Here is a 14,944-nt window from a genome sequence, read left to right on the forward strand (position 1 = left end):
ATGATCTATATAGATTTAAATGTGTTTTTACTTTCAGTTCCATACAAAGCGGGCGCTAGCAGCTATCAAAACATTGGCCTGTACAGGTCAGGTCAAAGTGCGGTCATTCATCTGGGTCACAATGCGTGCATGACCTGCTGCGCTTGCTGCGGCGGGCGTGATGAAATGGCGCTATGAGTTTGGATAATGTGACTGCGGAAATTGCCCAGACGGCCGCCCGGATTGTGGTGGAAGAAGGTCTGGAATGGGGTCCGGCCAAGCAGCGGGCCGTGCGTCAGCTCGGCCTGCCCGGCCGCACGGCGCTACCCAATAACGACCAGCTTGAAGAGGCCGTGCGCGAATATATAGAGCTGTTCTGCGGCGAGACGCAGCCGCAGGAGCTTCAGGCGCTGCGCGAGCTGGCCCTGGTCTGGATGGACAGGCTGCAGGAGTTTCGCCCGCATCTGGCCGGTGCCGTCTGGCGCGGGACGGCCACGCGGCTGTCGGACATCTATCTGCAGCTGTTCTGCGACGATCCCAAGTCAGCCGAAATAGCGCTCATCAACAATCATGTGCAGTACGAGCCGAGCACGGTCACCGGCTTTCAGGGCAAGCCGGTCGAGGCACTTTCCGTTCACGCACTGTGCAAGCCGATCAATGAAACCGTGGGCGTGCACCTGCTGGTCTACGACCATGACGATATGCGCGGCGCCATGAAGCCCGACAGCCATGGCCGCAGCCCGCGTGGCGATGCCAAGGCCTTGCGCAAGCTGCTGCAGGAGAGCCGCGATGAGTGAAAACACCCCTGAGAACAAGTCGACCAATGGCTCGCGCCGTCTGTGGCTGACCGGCGCAGTGGCCGCTGTGGCGGCAGGGGGCGGCGCCGGTGTGGCCTGGTGGCGCAGCCAGCCGCAGGCCATGGGCCCTGGCGTCGAGGCACAGCTATGGAGTCAGACGTTTGAAACCCCCGATGGCAAGCCTTTTGCCATGGCTGGTTTACAGGGTCGTCCCCTGCTGGTGAACTTCTGGGCCACCTGGTGTCCGCCCTGTGTCAAGGAGCTGCCCATGCTCAGCGAGTTTGCGGCGCAGCAGGGCGCAAAAGGCATTCAGGTCGTGGGGTTGGCGGTCGACAAATCCGAAGCAGTGATGCGTTTTTTGCAGCGCCAACCCGTGCAATTTCCGGTAGCCATCGCCATGCAAGGGGGATTGGGGCTGACCCGAAGCCTCGGTAACTTGCAGGGTGGCCTGCCGTTCACGGTTTTTTTTGATGCCAAGGGGCAAGTGCGACAACGTAAAATAGGCGAGCTTTCCCGCGAAGATCTGACAGATTGGAGCAAATAGAGCGAACGAACATTGCTCTTGTCGTCAGAAAAGTGTAGGTAACTAAATTCCATGGCGACGTTAGTGAAAAATATCTGCCAATGCACGCAGAAGGCCGAATTTGAGGTAAATTCGCGCCCTGTTTAGAATTACGTCGCTGGAGCTCCCATGGATTTGCGAAAACTTAAGACCCTTATTGATCTGGTGTCCGAATCGAATGTGTCGGAACTGGAGATCACCGAAGCAGAGGGCAAGGTCCGTATCGTCAAGAGCGAAGGTGTGGTCCACCAATACGTCGCTGCCCCCGTGCAAGCTGCTCCCATGATGGCCGCCCCCGTGGCTGCCGCTCCCGCAGCCGCCACACCGGTGGCCGCTCCGGCCGTTGCAGAAGGTCATGTGGTCAAGTCGCCCATGGTCGGTACCTTCTACCGTGCCTCCAGCCCTGGCGCCAAGGCCTTTGTGGATGTGGGCAGCCAGGTCAAGGAAGGCGACACCATCTGCATCGTCGAAGCCATGAAGATCCTCAACGAAATCGAAGCCGACAAGACTGGCACCATCGTTCGCGTTCTGGGTGAAAACGGCCAGGCTGTGGAATACGGCCAGCCTCTGTTCGTGATCGAGTGATAGATCATGAGGCGTTGCATGCAGTTCGCATTGCAGCGCCGAGGTGCGCTAGCCACTGGCTGCGCGACTGAGTCATTGGCAGTGGTCTGTGCTGCGGCACAGGCACCAAGCTGCGAGGAACTTCATGTTTAAGAAAATTTTGGTTGCCAACCGGGGCGAGATCGCCCTGCGCATCCAGCGCGCTTGCCGTGAGCTGGGTATCAAGGCGGTGATGGTGTATTCCGAAGCCGACCGTGATGCCAAGTACGTCAAGCTGGCCGATGAGGCCGTGTGTATCGGTCCGGCTCCTTCCCCGCTGTCCTACCTCAACATGCCGGCCATCATTTCGGCTGCCGAGGTGACCGATGCGGAAGCCATCCACCCCGGCTACGGCTTCCTGTCCGAGAACGCCGACTTTGCCGAGCGCGTGGAAAAGAGCGGTTTCACCTTTATCGGCCCGACGCCCGAGAACATCCGCACCATGGGTGATAAGGTGTCGGCCAAGCAAGCCATGATCAAGGCTGGCGTGCCTTGCGTGCCCGGCTCGGACGGCGAGCTGCCCGACGATCCCGCACTCATCAAGCGCATTGCCAAGACCATCGGCTATCCCGTAATCATCAAGGCCTCGGGCGGCGGCGGCGGTCGCGGCATGCGCGTGGTGCACACCGAAGCTGCACTGATCAATGCCGTGCAGATGACCAAGGCCGAAGCCGGCGCTGCTTTCGGCAATCCTGCCGTCTACATGGAAAAGTACCTGCAGAACCCACGTCACGTGGAAATCCAGGTGCTGGCCGATACGCACAAGAACGCCGTGTATCTGGGCGAGCGCGACTGCTCCATGCAGCGTCGCCACCAGAAGGTGATCGAGGAAGCTCCGGCTCCCGGCATTCCCCGCCGTCTGATCGAGAAGATCGGCGAGCGCTGCGCCGCGGCCTGCAAGAAGATCGGCTATCGTGGTGCGGGTACCTTCGAGTTCCTGTACGAGAACGGCGAGTTCTACTTCATCGAGATGAACACTCGCGTGCAGGTGGAGCATCCCATCACCGAGCTGATCACGGGTATCGACATCGTGCGCACCCAGATCATGATCGCGGCCGGCGAGAAGATGCCTTTCACGCAGCGCCAGATCGAGTTCAAGGGCCACGCCATCGAGTGCCGTGTGAACGCGGAAGATCCGTACAAGTTCATCCCCTCGCCCGGTCGCATCTCCATGTGGCATGCTCCCGGCGGCCCTGGCGTGCGTGTGGACACCCATGTGTACAACAACTACTTCGTGCCGCCCAACTACGACTCCATGATCGGCAAGATCATCGCCTATGGCGACACCCGCGAGCAGGCCATGGCCCGCATGCGTACCGCCTTGCTGGAGACCGTGGTGGAAGGCATCAACACCAATATCCCGCTGCACCAGGATTTGATGGTCGACTCCAAGTTCATGGAAGGCGGCACCAACATCCACTACCTGGAAGAGTGGCTGACGCATCGCACGCCCAACAAGCGATGAGATCAGGAGCCTTGCAGCTCTGAGTTCCCATGCTGGCCTCTGGCAACGGAGGCCAGCATTTTCGTTTTTCAGGAAAGTACAACTTGCGCTCTCGTCTTAGGCTCCGGCCTAGCGTGAATGACGCAGTTGCTAGAAAGGATGGCCATGTTCGAGCTGAGCCTGCTGTGCCCCGAAGATCGGGTCGAAACCATTAGCGAAGCGCTGGATGCACTCGATGCATTGAGCGTGTCCGTCGAAGATGCCGATGCGCAGACCGAGGCCGAGCAGGCGCTGTTCGGCGAGCCCGGCATGCCCGCGCCCAAGGAAGGCTGGAACCGCAGCCGCGTGATCGCTCTCTATCCCAGCGAAGCTGCGGCTACCGAGGCGCGTGATCTGCTGCTGCCGCAGGATTTTTTCGAAGGCTGCAAGATTCTGGCCGTTAAGCCCGTGCCCGAGCAGGACTGGGTGCGCCTGACGCAGTCGCAGTTCGAGCCCGTGGACATCACGCCCGAGTTCTGGATCGTGCCTACCTGGCATGAGCTGCCCGAGCAGGCCAAGGTCAGCATCCGTCTGGATCCCGGTCTGGCTTTCGGTACCGGCACCCATCCCACCACCCGCATGTGTCTGCGCTGGATTGCGCGTCAGCCCCAGGCGACTCTGGGACGCACGCTGGACTACGGCTGCGGCTCGGGCATCCTGGCCATTGGTGCTGCCAAGTTCGGCGCGACCGATGTGGATGCGGTGGACATCGATCCTGCCGCCGTGGAGTCGACCAACTACAACAGCAGCGCCAATCATGTGGAGGTCAAGGCTGGTCTGCCCGATGCGGCCGACGGCGAATACCAGACCGTCCTGGCCAATATCCTGGCCACGCCGCTCAAGGTGCTGGCTCCGCTGCTGTGCGGCCGTGTGCAGGCCGGTGGCAATCTGGTGCTGGCCGGCATTCTGGAGCGTCAGGCCGACGAGCTGAAGGAGGCTTATGCGCCTTACCTCAAGCTCGAGGTGGCCGATAGCGAGGACGGCTGGATTCTCATGACCGCCCGGCGCGCGGCCTGATCGCGAGACAGACCCGTCGCCAGCAGGTGTGCGGGTGGTTGCTGCCTACAATGACATCTTGATGAGCCAAGTCACCCGTTGCCCTTCCTGTGGAACCCGCTTCAAAGTGGTTGCCGACCAGCTGCGTATCTCGCAGGGCTGGGTGCGCTGCGGGATGTGCCAAAGCGTCTTTGATGCCTCGCAGGATCTGCAGTCCGTGCCCGACGAGCTGCTGCAGCCGGAAGCTGCCGATGCGCCGCAGAAGCCGGCCGTGCAGGAGGTGCAGCCTACGGAAGCTGGCGAACAACCGGCGCCGGCTTGGCCTCAGCAGGATGTTGCGGATTCCGCGCTGGTCGCTTCCGCCTCTGAGGCCCCGCAGGAATCGGCTTCGGATTCGGTAGACGCGGCAGCGAGTGTTGCTCAGGCCGCAGAAGCCGCGCCGGCAGCGGAGTCTGCCGATGTGGTTTCCGAGCCAGAGCCGTCCGGGTCCATGCCCGGGATGGCGGATGGACAGTCCTCGTTTGTCGATCAGGCGCGTCCGCTGACTGAAGAGGATGCCGGGGCTGCTCAGCATGAGCCTCATCTAGAGGCGAGGGAGCCGGAAGACAAGCTGGAAGCCAGTGATATTCCCGCTCCTGCCGAGCCGGCGTTGGAGCCGGAGCTGCTGGTATCGCCGCCGCCAAGCGAGGCCCTGATGCCCAAGGCCGAGCATGGCCTCGAGGACAGAGCCCGGAGCGAGGCGCCGCTGCACGCCGATATCGGCGATGTACAACCTGCCAGGGACCGGGCGCAGGCCGTCACGGATGCGGATCAGGATGAGGTTGGTGCCTTTACTGGCAATGAGCCAGGCTTTGTGCGCCAGGCCCGTCGCCAGGCATTCTGGCACTCGGCAGGAATGCGCGTGGTGCTGGTGCTGGGTTCGCTGCTGGCTGTTGCCGGTGTCGTCGGGCAGCATGCCTGGCAGCAGCGCGATGTGCTGGCAGCGCAGTATCCGGCACTGGCTCCCGTGCTGGCCAAGGCCTGCAGTCTGGCAGGCTGCGAGCTGCAGGCCCGCCGCGCGATTGCCGATGTGGTGATCAGTGGCTCGGGCTTCAAGCAGCTTGCCGATGTCCGTCAGTACCAGTGGAGCCTGACCCTGGAGAATCGCTCCGATGTGCCGGTGGCCATGCCCATGGCCGAGTTGACCCTGACCGATGCACAGGACAGACCCTTGCTGCGCCGAGTCATCGACCTGAAGCCTCTGGGGGCCCCACAGCAGCTGCAAGCCCGCCAGGAGTGGAGCGTCAATGTGCCTGTGCAAGTGCAGGATCTTGGCGCTGCTGTGGCCGGTTACCGGGCGCTGGTTTTTTACCCCTGATACGGCTTGTGCCAATTCGGATCAGGCAGGGTGTGTCGTCAATAGAAATGCCCGTTGTACATCCTGGTTGGCGCAAGCCCCCCTTTATTCATTTTTGAAAGAGAACGCACCATGGCCGCTTTGATCTGTGGGTCGCTGGCATTCGACAACATCATGACCTTTGAAGGTCGTTTTGCCGACCAGATTCTTCCCGACCAGCTGCACATCCTCAATGTGTCGTTTCTGGTGCCCACGCTGCGCCGCGATTTTGGCGGTTGCGCCGGCAATATTGCCTATAGCCTGAGGCTGCTCGGTGGCGATGCTCACCCCATGGCCATGGTGGGCAGCGACGGCGCGGACTATGTGCAGCGTTTCAAGGACCTGGGCATCGAAACCCGCCATGTGGGTCAGCTGCAGAGCACGCACACCGCGCAGTGCATGATCATGACCGATCGTGACAACAACCAGATCACGGCCTTCCATCCCGGAGCCATGATGCAGGCGCACGAGAACCGGATCACGGCCGATATGGCCGCCGAGGTCAAGGTCGGCATCATCGCTCCCGATGGCCGCCAGGCCATGATCGACCACGCCGCCCAGTTCAAGGCTGCAGGTATTCCTTTCGTGTTCGATCCGGGTCAGGGCCTGCCCATGTTCAACGGCGATGAACTCAAGGCCTTTATCGAGCAGGCCGACTGGGTGGCAGTGAACGACTATGAAGGCAAGATGCTCAGCGAGCGCACGGGCCTGAGCTTTGATGAGATCTCGCGCAAGGTGCGCGGTCTGGTTGTGACCCTGGGTGCCGAAGGCTGCGAAGTCTGGCAGCAGGGTGAGAAGACCCTGGTGGCACCGGTGAAGCCTGCCGCTGTGGTCGACCCCACGGGTTGTGGCGATGCCTGGCGAGGTGCTTTCCTGTTTGGTCTGGAACGTGGCTGGGATCTGCTGCGCTGCGCCGAACTGGGCAACCGCTTGGGGGCGCTGAAGATTGCGCAACGCGGCCCGCAGAACTATCAGCTGGACTTCCAGCCCTGATGTGATGTCAGTGCCCTGGGGGTACTGATCGCGGTGCATGTAAAAAAGCCCGGCTCTCGCAAGAGAGCTTGGGCTTTTTTATGGCGTGCAGGTCAGCGAACCGATCAGGGCTTGTTACCTGTGGGGAAGGGCCAGGCGGCTTGAGGTGCCAGGCGGGTCTGCGCCACGGGTGCGGTGGTTTCGGTAACGGCGGCAGGTGCAGGTGTGGCAGCCTTCTTGGGGGCAGCCTTGGCACCATTTGCAGCCTTCTTGGAGGCAGCCTTGGCAGGAGCAGCGGCCTTGGCAGCAGTTGCAGCCTTCTTGGGGGCAGCAGCCTTGGCAACTACAGCTTTCTTGGGAGCGGCAGCCTTGGCAGGAGCAGCAGCCTTGGCAGTTGTTGCAGCCTTCTTGGGAGCAGCAGCCTTGGCAGTTGTTGCAGCCTTCTTGGGTGCAGCAGCCTTGGCAGTTGTTGCAGCCTTCTTGGGGGCAGCCTTCGCTGGAGCAGCAGCCTTGGCAGCAGTTACAGCCTTCTTGGGGGCAGCGGGCTTGGCAGCAGTTGCAGCCTTCTTGGGTGCAGCAGCCTTGGCAGTTGTTGCAGCCTTCTTGGGGGCAGCCTTCGCTGGAGCAGCGGCCTTGGCAGCAGTTGCAGCCTTCTTGGGGGCTGCCTTCGCTGGAGCAGCAGCCTTGGCAGTTGTTGCAGCCTTCTTGGGGGCGGCAGCCTTGGCAGCAGTTGCAGCCTTCTTGGAGGCAGCCTTCGCTGGAGCAGCGGCCTTGGCAGCAGTTGCAGCCTTCTTGGAGGCAGCCTTCGCTGGAGCAGCAGCCTTGGCAGTTGTTGCAGCCTTCTTGGGGGCAGCCTTCGCTGGTGCAGCAGCAGCCTTGGCAGTTGTTGCAGCCTTCTTGGGAGCAGCAGCCTTGCCAGGAGCAGCAGCCTTAGCGGTTGTTGCAGCCTTCTTGGTAGCAGCCTTTGCTGGAGCAGCAGCCTTGGCAGCAGTTGCAGCCTTCTTCGGTGCAGCCTTTGCAGGAGCAGCAGCCTTGGGGGCTGCAGTCTTGGTTGCAGCTGTTTTCTTCACAGCTTCAGCCTTGGGCGCGGCCGCCTTCTTGGCAGGTGTCTTTTTCTCGGTTGTGGCCTTGGCGGCCGTCTTCTTCGCAGTTGCCATCATTTTCTCCTTCGTTGATTTGCATAAGACGTCCGGCTCTTTGCAGTGCCGGACGATTCAAAGCGATGTGGAGTTACGCATCGCTAGGAACACAAATTTGCTTCACGCCAAAAATCTCAGTTTTTTGTAGCAATGAAGTGAAGCAAGTCATGACTCGCATTGTGCCTGCTTAGAAGCAATTAATCCCAAGAAAGTGCGCCTCCGGTCTGATACTCGATCACTCGTGTCTCAAAGAAGTTACGTTCTTTCTTCAAATCGATCATTTCGCTCATCCAGGGGAAGGGATTTTCTTCACCGGGGAACAGCTCTTCAAGACCGATCTGCGTGGCACGACGGTTGGCGATGTAGCGCAGATAGCCCTTGAACATGGATGCATTCATGCCGAGCACGCCGCGCGGCATGGTGTCTTCGGCGTAGCGATATTCGAGCTCCACGGCCTTCTGGAACAGCTCCGTGATTTCCTGCTTGAACTCGGCCGTCCACAGATGGGGGTTCTCGAGCTTGAGCTGGTTAATCAGATCGATGCCGAAGTTGCAGTGCATGGACTCGTCGCGCAGGATGTACTGGTACTGCTCGGCAGCGCCCGTCATCTTGTTCTGGCGGCCCAGAGCCAGGATCTGCGTGAAGCCCACGTAGAAGAACAAGCCTTCCATCAGGCAGGCAAAAACGATCAGCGACTTCAGCAAAGTCTGGTCGGTTTCGGGCGTGCCGGTGTGGAAGTTGGGGTCCATGATCGCTTCGATGAAGGGGATCAGGAACTCGTCCTTGTCGCGGATGGATTGGACTTCGTTGTAGGCGTTGAAGATTTCCGATTCATCCAGACCCAGCGATTCCACGATGTACTGGTAGGCATGGGTGTGGATGGCTTCCTCGAAAGCCTGGCGCAGCAGGAACTGGCGGCATTCGGGCGCCGTGATGTGGCGGTAGGTACCCAGCACGATGTTGTTGGCGGCCAGCGAGTCGGCCGTCACAAAGAAGCCCAGGTTGCGCTTGACGATGCGGCGCTCGTCTTCGGTCAGGCCGTTGGGGTCCTTCCACAGCGCGATGTCGCGCGTCATGTTCACTTCCTGCGGCATCCAGTGGTTGGCGCAGGTGGCCAGATACTTTTCCCAGGCCCACTTGTACTTGAAGGGAACCAGCTGGTTCACGTCGGTCTTGGCATTGATGATGCGCTTGTCTGCGGCATTCACGCGCTTGTGGGTGCTGGTGGACGCGCCGGCTTCTGCGTTGGTGGCGGAAGAGGCAAAGGTGTCGTCGTCAAAGCTCAGCATGAGTTATTCCTTCAAGGGAAAAAGCTGGGCGCAGTGCAATCGACATCCAGCTTTTCAAACATTTATTGATGGAGTTGCGCCACTCAAATACTGGCGCACTCCAAACCAAAGACACCGGGCAAGAGCCGTCTCGCAGCGAAGGTGTCGTCCCCCTCCCGATGCAATGCATCGAGAAAGGGGGAAGGCGCGGGGCCGCTTCGGCGCAGCGCCTCAGGGAGAGCTTATTGGCAAGCCTCGCAACCAGGATCGTCAATCGCGCAGAACTTGATGTCCGTGGCGGGTGCCTGTGCACGGGCAGCGGCGGCAGCCGCTTCCAGTGCGCTGACCGCAGGCTTGGCCGCAGGGGCTGCCGAGGCTGCAGGAGCGCCGGAGGACACGGCGTTCAGCACACGGCTTTGCACGGTGGACTTCTCGATATTGGTCGCGCTGGTGGTGCGCAGGTAGTAGGTGGTCTTCAGACCGCGCAGCCAAGCCAGCATGTAGGTGTCGTGCAGCTTCTTGCCCGATGCACCGGCCATGTAGATGTTCAGGCTCTGGGCCTGGTCGATCCACTTCTGGCGGCGCGAGGCGGCTTCCACCAGCCATTCGGGCGAGACTTCGAACGCGGTGGCGTAGAGGTTCTTGATCTCTTGCGGCACGCGGTCGATGGCGCGCAGCGAGCCGTCGAAATGCTTGAGATCCATGACCATCACGTCGTCCCACAGGCCCAGGCGCTTGAGGTCACGCACCAGGTACTGGTTGATGACTGTGAATTCGCCCGACAGATTGGACTTCACGGACAGGTTGCCGAACGAAGGCTCGATCGAGGCATCCACACCCACGATGTTGGAGATGGTGGCGGTGGGGGCGATGGCCACGCAGTTGGAGTTGCGCATGCCGTCCTGGGCGATCTTGGCGCGCAGGGCATCCCAGTCCAGCTTGGCGGAGCGGTCCACTTCCACATAGCCGCCGCGGGCCTTTTCCAGCAGCTTCAGGGTGTCGGGAGGCAGGATGCCCTGATCCCACAGCGAGCCCTTGAAGGTGGAGTAAGTGCCGCGTTCCTTGGACAGCTCGGTCGATGCCCAGTAAGCGTAGTAGCAGATCGCTTCCATGGCTTCGTCGGCGAACTCGACGGCGCCCTGGCTGGCGTAGGCGGTGCGCATTTCATACAGCGCATCCTGGAAACCCATCAGGCCCATGCCCACGGGGCGGTGGCGCAGATTGGAGTCCTTGGCCTTTTGCACGGCGTAGTAGTTGATGTCGATCACGTTGTCCAGCATGCGCATGGCCGTGTTCACGGTCTTGCGCAGCTTGTCGTGGTCGATCTTGCCGTCCTTGATGTGCTGGACCAGGTTCACCGAGCCCAGGTTGCAGACTGCGGTTTCGGTGTCGCTGGTGTTGAGCGTGATCTCGGTACAGAGGTTGGACGAGTGCACCACACCCACGTGCTGCTGGGGCGAGCGGATGTTGCAAGGGTCCTTGAAGGTGATCCAGGGATGGCCGGTCTCGAACAGCATCGAGAGCATCTTGCGCCACAGATCCACGGCAGGCACGCGCTTGAACAGCTTGAGCTCGCCGCTGTCGACCTTGGCTTCATAGGCGGTGTAGGCCTTCTCGAAGGCTTCGCCGTACAGATCGTGCAGATCGGGAGCGTCGGCAGGCGAGAACAGGGTCCACTGGCCTGCTTCCATCACGCGCTTCATGAACAGGTCGGGAATCCAGTTCGCCGTGTTCATGTCGTGGGTGCGGCGGCGGTCGTCGCCGGTGTTCTTGCGCAGCTCCAGGAATTCTTCGATGTCCAGGTGCCAGGATTCCAGATAGGTACAGACTGCGCCCTTGCGCTTGCCGCCCTGGTTCACTGCAACGGCCGTGTCGTTGACTACCTTGAGGAAGGGAACCACGCCTTGCGATTCGCCGTTGGTGCCCTTGATGCGCGAGCCCAGGGCACGCACACGGGTCCAGTCATTGCCCAGGCCGCCAGCAAACTTGGACAGCAGAGCGTTTTCCTTGATGGATTCGTAGATGCCGTCCAGGTCGTCGGGCACGGTGGTCAGGTAGCAGGACGACAGCTGCGAACGCAGCGTGCCGCTGTTGAACAGCGTGGGGGTGGACGACATGAAGTCGAAGGACGACAGCAGTTCGTAGAACTCGATGGCACGGGCGTTGCGGTCGGGCTCGTTCAGTGCCAGGCCCATGGCCACGCGCATGAAGAAGGACTGGGGCAGCTCGATGCGGGTCTTGCGCACGTGCAGGAAGTAGCGGTCGTACAGGGTCTGCAGACCCAGGTAGTCGAACTGCTCGTCGCGCTCGGCCTTCAGGGCCTTGGCCAGACGGGGCAGGTCGTAGTTCAGCAGCTCGGGGTTGAGCAGCTCGTTGTCCACGCCCTTTTGTACAAAGCCGGGGAAGTAGTCGGCATAGGCGGCCTGCATTTCTGCTGGCTGCACGTCGCGGCCCATGACTTCGCGCACGATGGTGTGCAGCAGCAGGCGGGCGGTGACATAGGTGTAGTCGGGGTCTTTTTCGATCAGCGTACGGGCGGCCAGGATGGACGCCTTGTAGACCTCGGCCAGAGGCACGCCGTCATACAGATTGCGCAGGGTTTCGGCCACGATGGGGGCGGACTGGATGTCGGCATTCAGATTGCCGCAGGAAGCGACGATCAGGGCTTCCAGGCGCTCCTGGTTCAGCGGCACGCGCTGGCCGTTGTCGGTCACATGCAGCACGGGCTTGGTGGCGGCAGCGGCAGCCACTTCGGCGACCTTCTTCTGCTCGGCACGTTCCTGGTTGCGGCGCTCGCGGTACAGCACATAGGCGCGGGCCACGTCCTGGTGACCGGCGCGCATCAGGCCCAGCTCGACCTGGTCCTGCACATCTTCGATATGGAAGGTGCCGCCATCGGGGCGCGAGCGCACCAGGGCGCGCACCACGCCGTCGGTGAGTTCGTTGACGGTGTCACGCACGCTGGCGGAAGCCGCGCCCTGCGCGCCGCGCACGGCCAGGAAAGCCTTGGTCAGGGCCACGGCAATCTTCTGGGGTGCGAAAGCCACCACATCGCCGCTGCGGCGGATGATCTGGTAGCTGTCATTGGGGGAGGAAGAATTGGCTGCACCGGTAGGTGCGGCAGAAGGCAGTGAGTTCAACGCTTCTTGCATAAGTTCCTCTGAGTCAGTATGTGGATAGGCAGACAAAGGCCTGCACTGCTGGCAGGCCATCAAAAACACGATTCGGCGCCTCGGTTTGCACATGGTTTGCACAGGGTGTGCACAACTTGTAAACACTAGATATGGGGTCTAAGGCGCTTCAAAACACTACCGGTAGTGTATCGCGCTTAAATCCGAGCGACCTGATGAAACTACTGAATCTGGCATTTCGAGCACCGCTTGACAGCCGCAAAAATGACTTCATCCCGCATGAATAAAGGCCTGTGGCGCGGTTGCGCGCGGCGGCAGATCGGGCCGGAAATATGTAAAAAATTTGCGTGTTTGATGCAGGCGACAGTTGTTGCGCGCGCGCCATTGACATGCCGCTTCCAGGCGCAGAAGCGATAGATGATGCGGGCCTACAAAAAGAGGAGCGCCTGATGCCTGTCAACAGGTAATTCCAGTGCTGAATCACCAGGAATTCAAGAGACAGCAAGCGGAAGGCGCTATGAAAAGATCAGGCCGGCGATTAAGCGCGCGGCGGAAATTCCCATGACCGGGTGCCGCCCGCGCTGCCCAGCTGCTGCTGCAGGCGCTGCCAGTCAAAGCCAGGCCCGGGGTCCTGCTTGCGTCCGGGCGCGATGTGCTCGTGGCCGGCGATGTAGTGCACCGGGTATTGCGCGGCGATGGCGCTGCAAAGCTGTTGCAGGGCCTGGTACTGGGGGGCTTCGAAGCTCAGGCCTTCCAGGCCTTCCAGCTCGATGCCTATGGAGTCGTCGTTGCAGCGATCGCGCCCGCGCCACTGGCTCACGCCGGCATGCCAGGCGCGGTCGTCGCAGCTGACGAACTGCCAGATCTCGCCCTGGCGCGTGACAAAGAAATGGGACGAGACTTCGAGGCCGCGAATGCCCTGGTAATAAGGATGGGCGTCCCAGTCGAGCTGATTGGTGAACAGTTGCTGCACCGCGCCCGTGCCGTACTGGCCCGGCGGCAGGCTGATGGAGTGGATGACGACAAGGTCGATCTGCGCCCCCTCGGGGCGCGGGCCGAAATTGGGCGAGGCCAGGTGGCGCGCCGCGCCATACCAGCCTGCCTGCCACAGCGGCTGCTGCGGCAGGTCCTGAGCGAGGGGGGCGGGATCAGACATTGTCGCTCTGGTGTTTGCAGCCCTCGGCCGGAAGGTCTATGCCCAGTCGGTCGATGCGATAGCGGATCTGGCGCAGGCTGATGCCCAGCCTGGCCGCCGTGGCCGTGCGGTTGAAGCCGTTGTCCTGCAGGGCGCGGACCAGGATGCTGCGCTCCTGTTCGTCGAGCCAGCCTTGCAGATCCTCGGGCAGCGTGGCCGGACTGCCGGCGTGCTGAGGCGCCGGTGCGCCGGTCTCCGATGCCTGAGTGCCTGAGTGCGGGGCTGGCGTCGCTGCCGAAGCACCGGCACCGGGGCCGGATTCGGGCAGGCGCAGCGGGCCTTCATCGCCCAGTGCAATGGCGCGGTGCAGCACGTTCTCCAGCTCGCGCACATTGCCTGGCAGCGGCAGTCCGGCGATCTGGCCGAGGCTGATTTCGTCCAGCTCCGGCGTGGGCAGGCCGGACTCGCGGGCCAGCTTTTGCAGCAAAGCCTGGCAGAGCTGGCCCAGGTCTTCGCGGCGCTCGCGCAGCGCGGGCAGCTCGATTTCGATGACGTTGAGCCGGTAGAACAGGTCCTGGCGGAAATTGCCGGACTGCACTTGCGCGCCCAGGTCGCGGTGGGTGGCGCTGAGGATGCGCACATCGACGGCTTCTTCCTGGGTGCTGCCCAGCGGGCGGATCTTGCGCTCCTGGATGGCGCGCAGCAGCTTGGCCTGCATGGCCAGGGGCAGATCGCCGATCTCGTCGAGAAACAGGGTGCCGCCCTGAGCGGCCTGAAAGTAGCCGGGCCTGTCCTGCGTGGCTCCGGTATAGGAGCCCTTGCGGGCGCCGAAGAATTCGGCTTCGAGCAGGTTTTCCGGGATGGCACCGCAGTTGACGGCGACCATGGGGCCGTCGGCCCGCTGGCTGCAGGCATGCAGGGCGCGCGCCACCAGCTCCTTGCCCGTGCCGGATTCACCGTGGATCAGCACGGGAGCCATGCCCTTGGCAACCTTGGCGATGCGCTGCTTGACGCGTTGCATGGCCTGAGAGTTGCCCACCAGCGCTTCCAGGGCGTCCGGCTGGTCTGCCGGCCCCGCGTCATGGGCCGGTGCGCTGCCGCCGGCCTGCGGATTGCCGGGCTTGGGCACCGCGCCCATGCCTTGTACGGCCGAGGCCACGACCTGGCGGAACTGGCGCAGGTCCACGGGCTTGGTCAGATAGTCGAAGGCACCGGCGCGCAAGGCTTCCACGGCGTTCTCGGCCGAGCCGTAGGCCGTCATGACGATGCAGCGCTCGCTGCGCGAGGGATCGCGCAGCTGCAGCAAGAGCTCCATGCCGATCCCGTCGGGCAGGCGCATATCGGTGATCACGACATCGAAATGGCGCTCCTGCAGCTGAGCCCTGCCTTCCTGGATCGAGCCTGCGGTTTCCACGCGGTAGCCTTCGCGCAGCAGCGTCAGCTCGTAGAGCGTGCGCAGATCGGGTTCATCGTCGACCACGAGAATGCTGGCTGCTGCGGAGGA

At 62.0% G+C, this 14,944-nt stretch carries 12 protein-coding genes; 7 read left to right on the plus strand and 5 right to left on the minus strand.

What is annotated here, in order from left to right; all coding sequences use genetic code 11:
• The first annotated feature begins 173 nt into the window (after positions 1-173).
• The 7 genes from F3J24_RS07975 to F3J24_RS08005 all read left to right on the plus strand — a co-directional run bounded on the left by F3J24_RS07975 (position 174) and on the right by F3J24_RS08005 (position 6,788).
• A complete protein-coding gene (locus F3J24_RS07975; protein WP_205244654.1) occupies positions 174-776 on the plus strand; it encodes a hypothetical protein in 603 nt (200 codons plus the stop codon).
• Positions 769-1,320 carry a TlpA disulfide reductase family protein gene (locus F3J24_RS07980; protein WP_167004440.1) on the plus strand — a complete coding sequence of 184 codons (552 nt, stop codon included), beginning with the start codon at positions 769-771 and terminating at the stop codon, positions 1,318-1,320. The genes F3J24_RS07975 and F3J24_RS07980 overlap by 8 nt, the downstream gene beginning before the upstream one ends.
• Before the next feature lie 147 nt (positions 1,321-1,467).
• Complete coding sequence (gene accB / locus F3J24_RS07985) at positions 1,468-1,923, plus strand: acetyl-CoA carboxylase biotin carboxyl carrier protein (protein ID WP_043006025.1); 456 nt, start codon at positions 1,468-1,470, stop codon at positions 1,921-1,923.
• 124 nt (positions 1,924-2,047) lie between these two features.
• Positions 2,048-3,406: an acetyl-CoA carboxylase biotin carboxylase subunit gene (gene accC / locus F3J24_RS07990; RefSeq protein ID WP_043006024.1), complete on the plus strand. Its 1,359-nt coding sequence runs from the start codon at positions 2,048-2,050 to the stop codon at positions 3,404-3,406.
• A 144-nt stretch (positions 3,407-3,550) separates the two neighbouring features.
• On the plus strand, positions 3,551-4,441 hold the full coding sequence (gene prmA / locus F3J24_RS07995; RefSeq protein ID WP_167004443.1) for a 50S ribosomal protein L11 methyltransferase: 891 nt from the start codon (positions 3,551-3,553) through the stop codon (positions 4,439-4,441).
• 61 nt (positions 4,442-4,502) lie between these two features.
• A complete protein-coding gene (locus tag F3J24_RS08000; RefSeq protein WP_167004447.1) occupies positions 4,503-5,777 on the plus strand; it encodes a zinc-ribbon and DUF3426 domain-containing protein in 1,275 nt (424 codons plus the stop codon).
• A gap of 111 nt (positions 5,778-5,888) precedes the next feature.
• Positions 5,889-6,788 carry a carbohydrate kinase family protein gene (locus F3J24_RS08005; RefSeq protein ID WP_167004451.1) on the plus strand — a complete coding sequence of 300 codons (900 nt, stop codon included), beginning with the start codon at positions 5,889-5,891 and terminating at the stop codon, positions 6,786-6,788.
• 104 nt (positions 6,789-6,892) lie between these two features.
• Here F3J24_RS08005 and F3J24_RS08010 read toward each other — a convergent pair whose 3' ends face one another.
• The 5 genes from F3J24_RS08010 to F3J24_RS08030 all read right to left on the minus strand — a co-directional run bounded on the left by F3J24_RS08010 (position 6,893) and on the right by F3J24_RS08030 (position 14,920).
• The gene (locus F3J24_RS08010) at positions 6,893-7,924 is read right to left on the minus strand and encodes a hypothetical protein (RefSeq protein ID WP_167004454.1); all 1,032 of its coding nucleotides are present in this window, start codon (positions 7,922-7,924) and stop codon (positions 6,893-6,895) included.
• Between the two features lie 179 nt (positions 7,925-8,103).
• Entirely contained in the window at positions 8,104-9,195 is a 1,092-nt protein-coding gene (locus F3J24_RS08015; protein ID WP_167004457.1) for a ribonucleotide-diphosphate reductase subunit beta, read from the minus strand.
• A 221-nt stretch (positions 9,196-9,416) separates the two neighbouring features.
• Entirely contained in the window at positions 9,417-12,326 is a 2,910-nt protein-coding gene (locus F3J24_RS08020) for a ribonucleoside-diphosphate reductase subunit alpha (protein ID WP_167004460.1), read from the minus strand.
• A gap of 517 nt (positions 12,327-12,843) precedes the next feature.
• On the minus strand, positions 12,844-13,461 hold the full coding sequence (ampD, locus tag F3J24_RS08025; RefSeq protein WP_167004463.1) for a 1,6-anhydro-N-acetylmuramyl-L-alanine amidase AmpD: 618 nt from the start codon (positions 13,459-13,461) through the stop codon (positions 12,844-12,846).
• Positions 13,454-14,920, minus strand: coding sequence for a sigma-54-dependent transcriptional regulator (locus F3J24_RS08030; RefSeq protein WP_370527727.1), 1,467 nt, complete (start codon positions 14,918-14,920; stop codon positions 13,454-13,456). Before F3J24_RS08030 ends, ampD begins: the two co-directional genes overlap by 8 nt.
• Between the last annotated feature and the right edge of the window lie 24 nt (positions 14,921-14,944).

It is taken from the genome of Comamonas sp. Tr-654, from assembly GCF_011752915.1.
Lineage (GTDB): Bacteria > Pseudomonadota > Gammaproteobacteria > Burkholderiales > Burkholderiaceae_C > Comamonas.

Bases quoted from the DNA above. Each gene is read 5' to 3' on its own strand.
- F3J24_RS07975 (WP_205244654.1), top strand. From the start codon at position 174: ATGAGTTTGGATAATGTGACTGCGGAAATTGCCCAGACGGCCGCCCGG.
- F3J24_RS07980 (WP_167004440.1), top strand. From the start codon at position 769: ATGAGTGAAAACACCCCTGAGAACAAGTCGACCAATGGCTCGCGCCGT.
- accB (WP_043006025.1), top strand. From the start codon at position 1,468: ATGGATTTGCGAAAACTTAAGACCCTTATTGATCTGGTGTCCGAATCG.
- accC (WP_043006024.1), top strand. From the start codon at position 2,048: ATGTTTAAGAAAATTTTGGTTGCCAACCGGGGCGAGATCGCCCTGCGC.
- prmA (WP_167004443.1), top strand. From the start codon at position 3,551: ATGTTCGAGCTGAGCCTGCTGTGCCCCGAAGATCGGGTCGAAACCATT.
- F3J24_RS08000 (WP_167004447.1), top strand. From the start codon at position 4,503: ATGAGCCAAGTCACCCGTTGCCCTTCCTGTGGAACCCGCTTCAAAGTG.
- F3J24_RS08005 (WP_167004451.1), top strand. From the start codon at position 5,889: ATGGCCGCTTTGATCTGTGGGTCGCTGGCATTCGACAACATCATGACC.
- F3J24_RS08010 (WP_167004454.1), bottom strand. From the start codon at position 7,924: ATGGCAACTGCGAAGAAGACGGCCGCCAAGGCCACAACCGAGAAAAAG.
- F3J24_RS08015 (WP_167004457.1), bottom strand. From the start codon at position 9,195: ATGCTGAGCTTTGACGACGACACCTTTGCCTCTTCCGCCACCAACGCA.
- F3J24_RS08020 (WP_167004460.1), bottom strand. From the start codon at position 12,326: ATGCAAGAAGCGTTGAACTCACTGCCTTCTGCCGCACCTACCGGTGCA.
- ampD (WP_167004463.1), bottom strand. From the start codon at position 13,461: ATGTCTGATCCCGCCCCCCTCGCTCAGGACCTGCCGCAGCAGCCGCTG.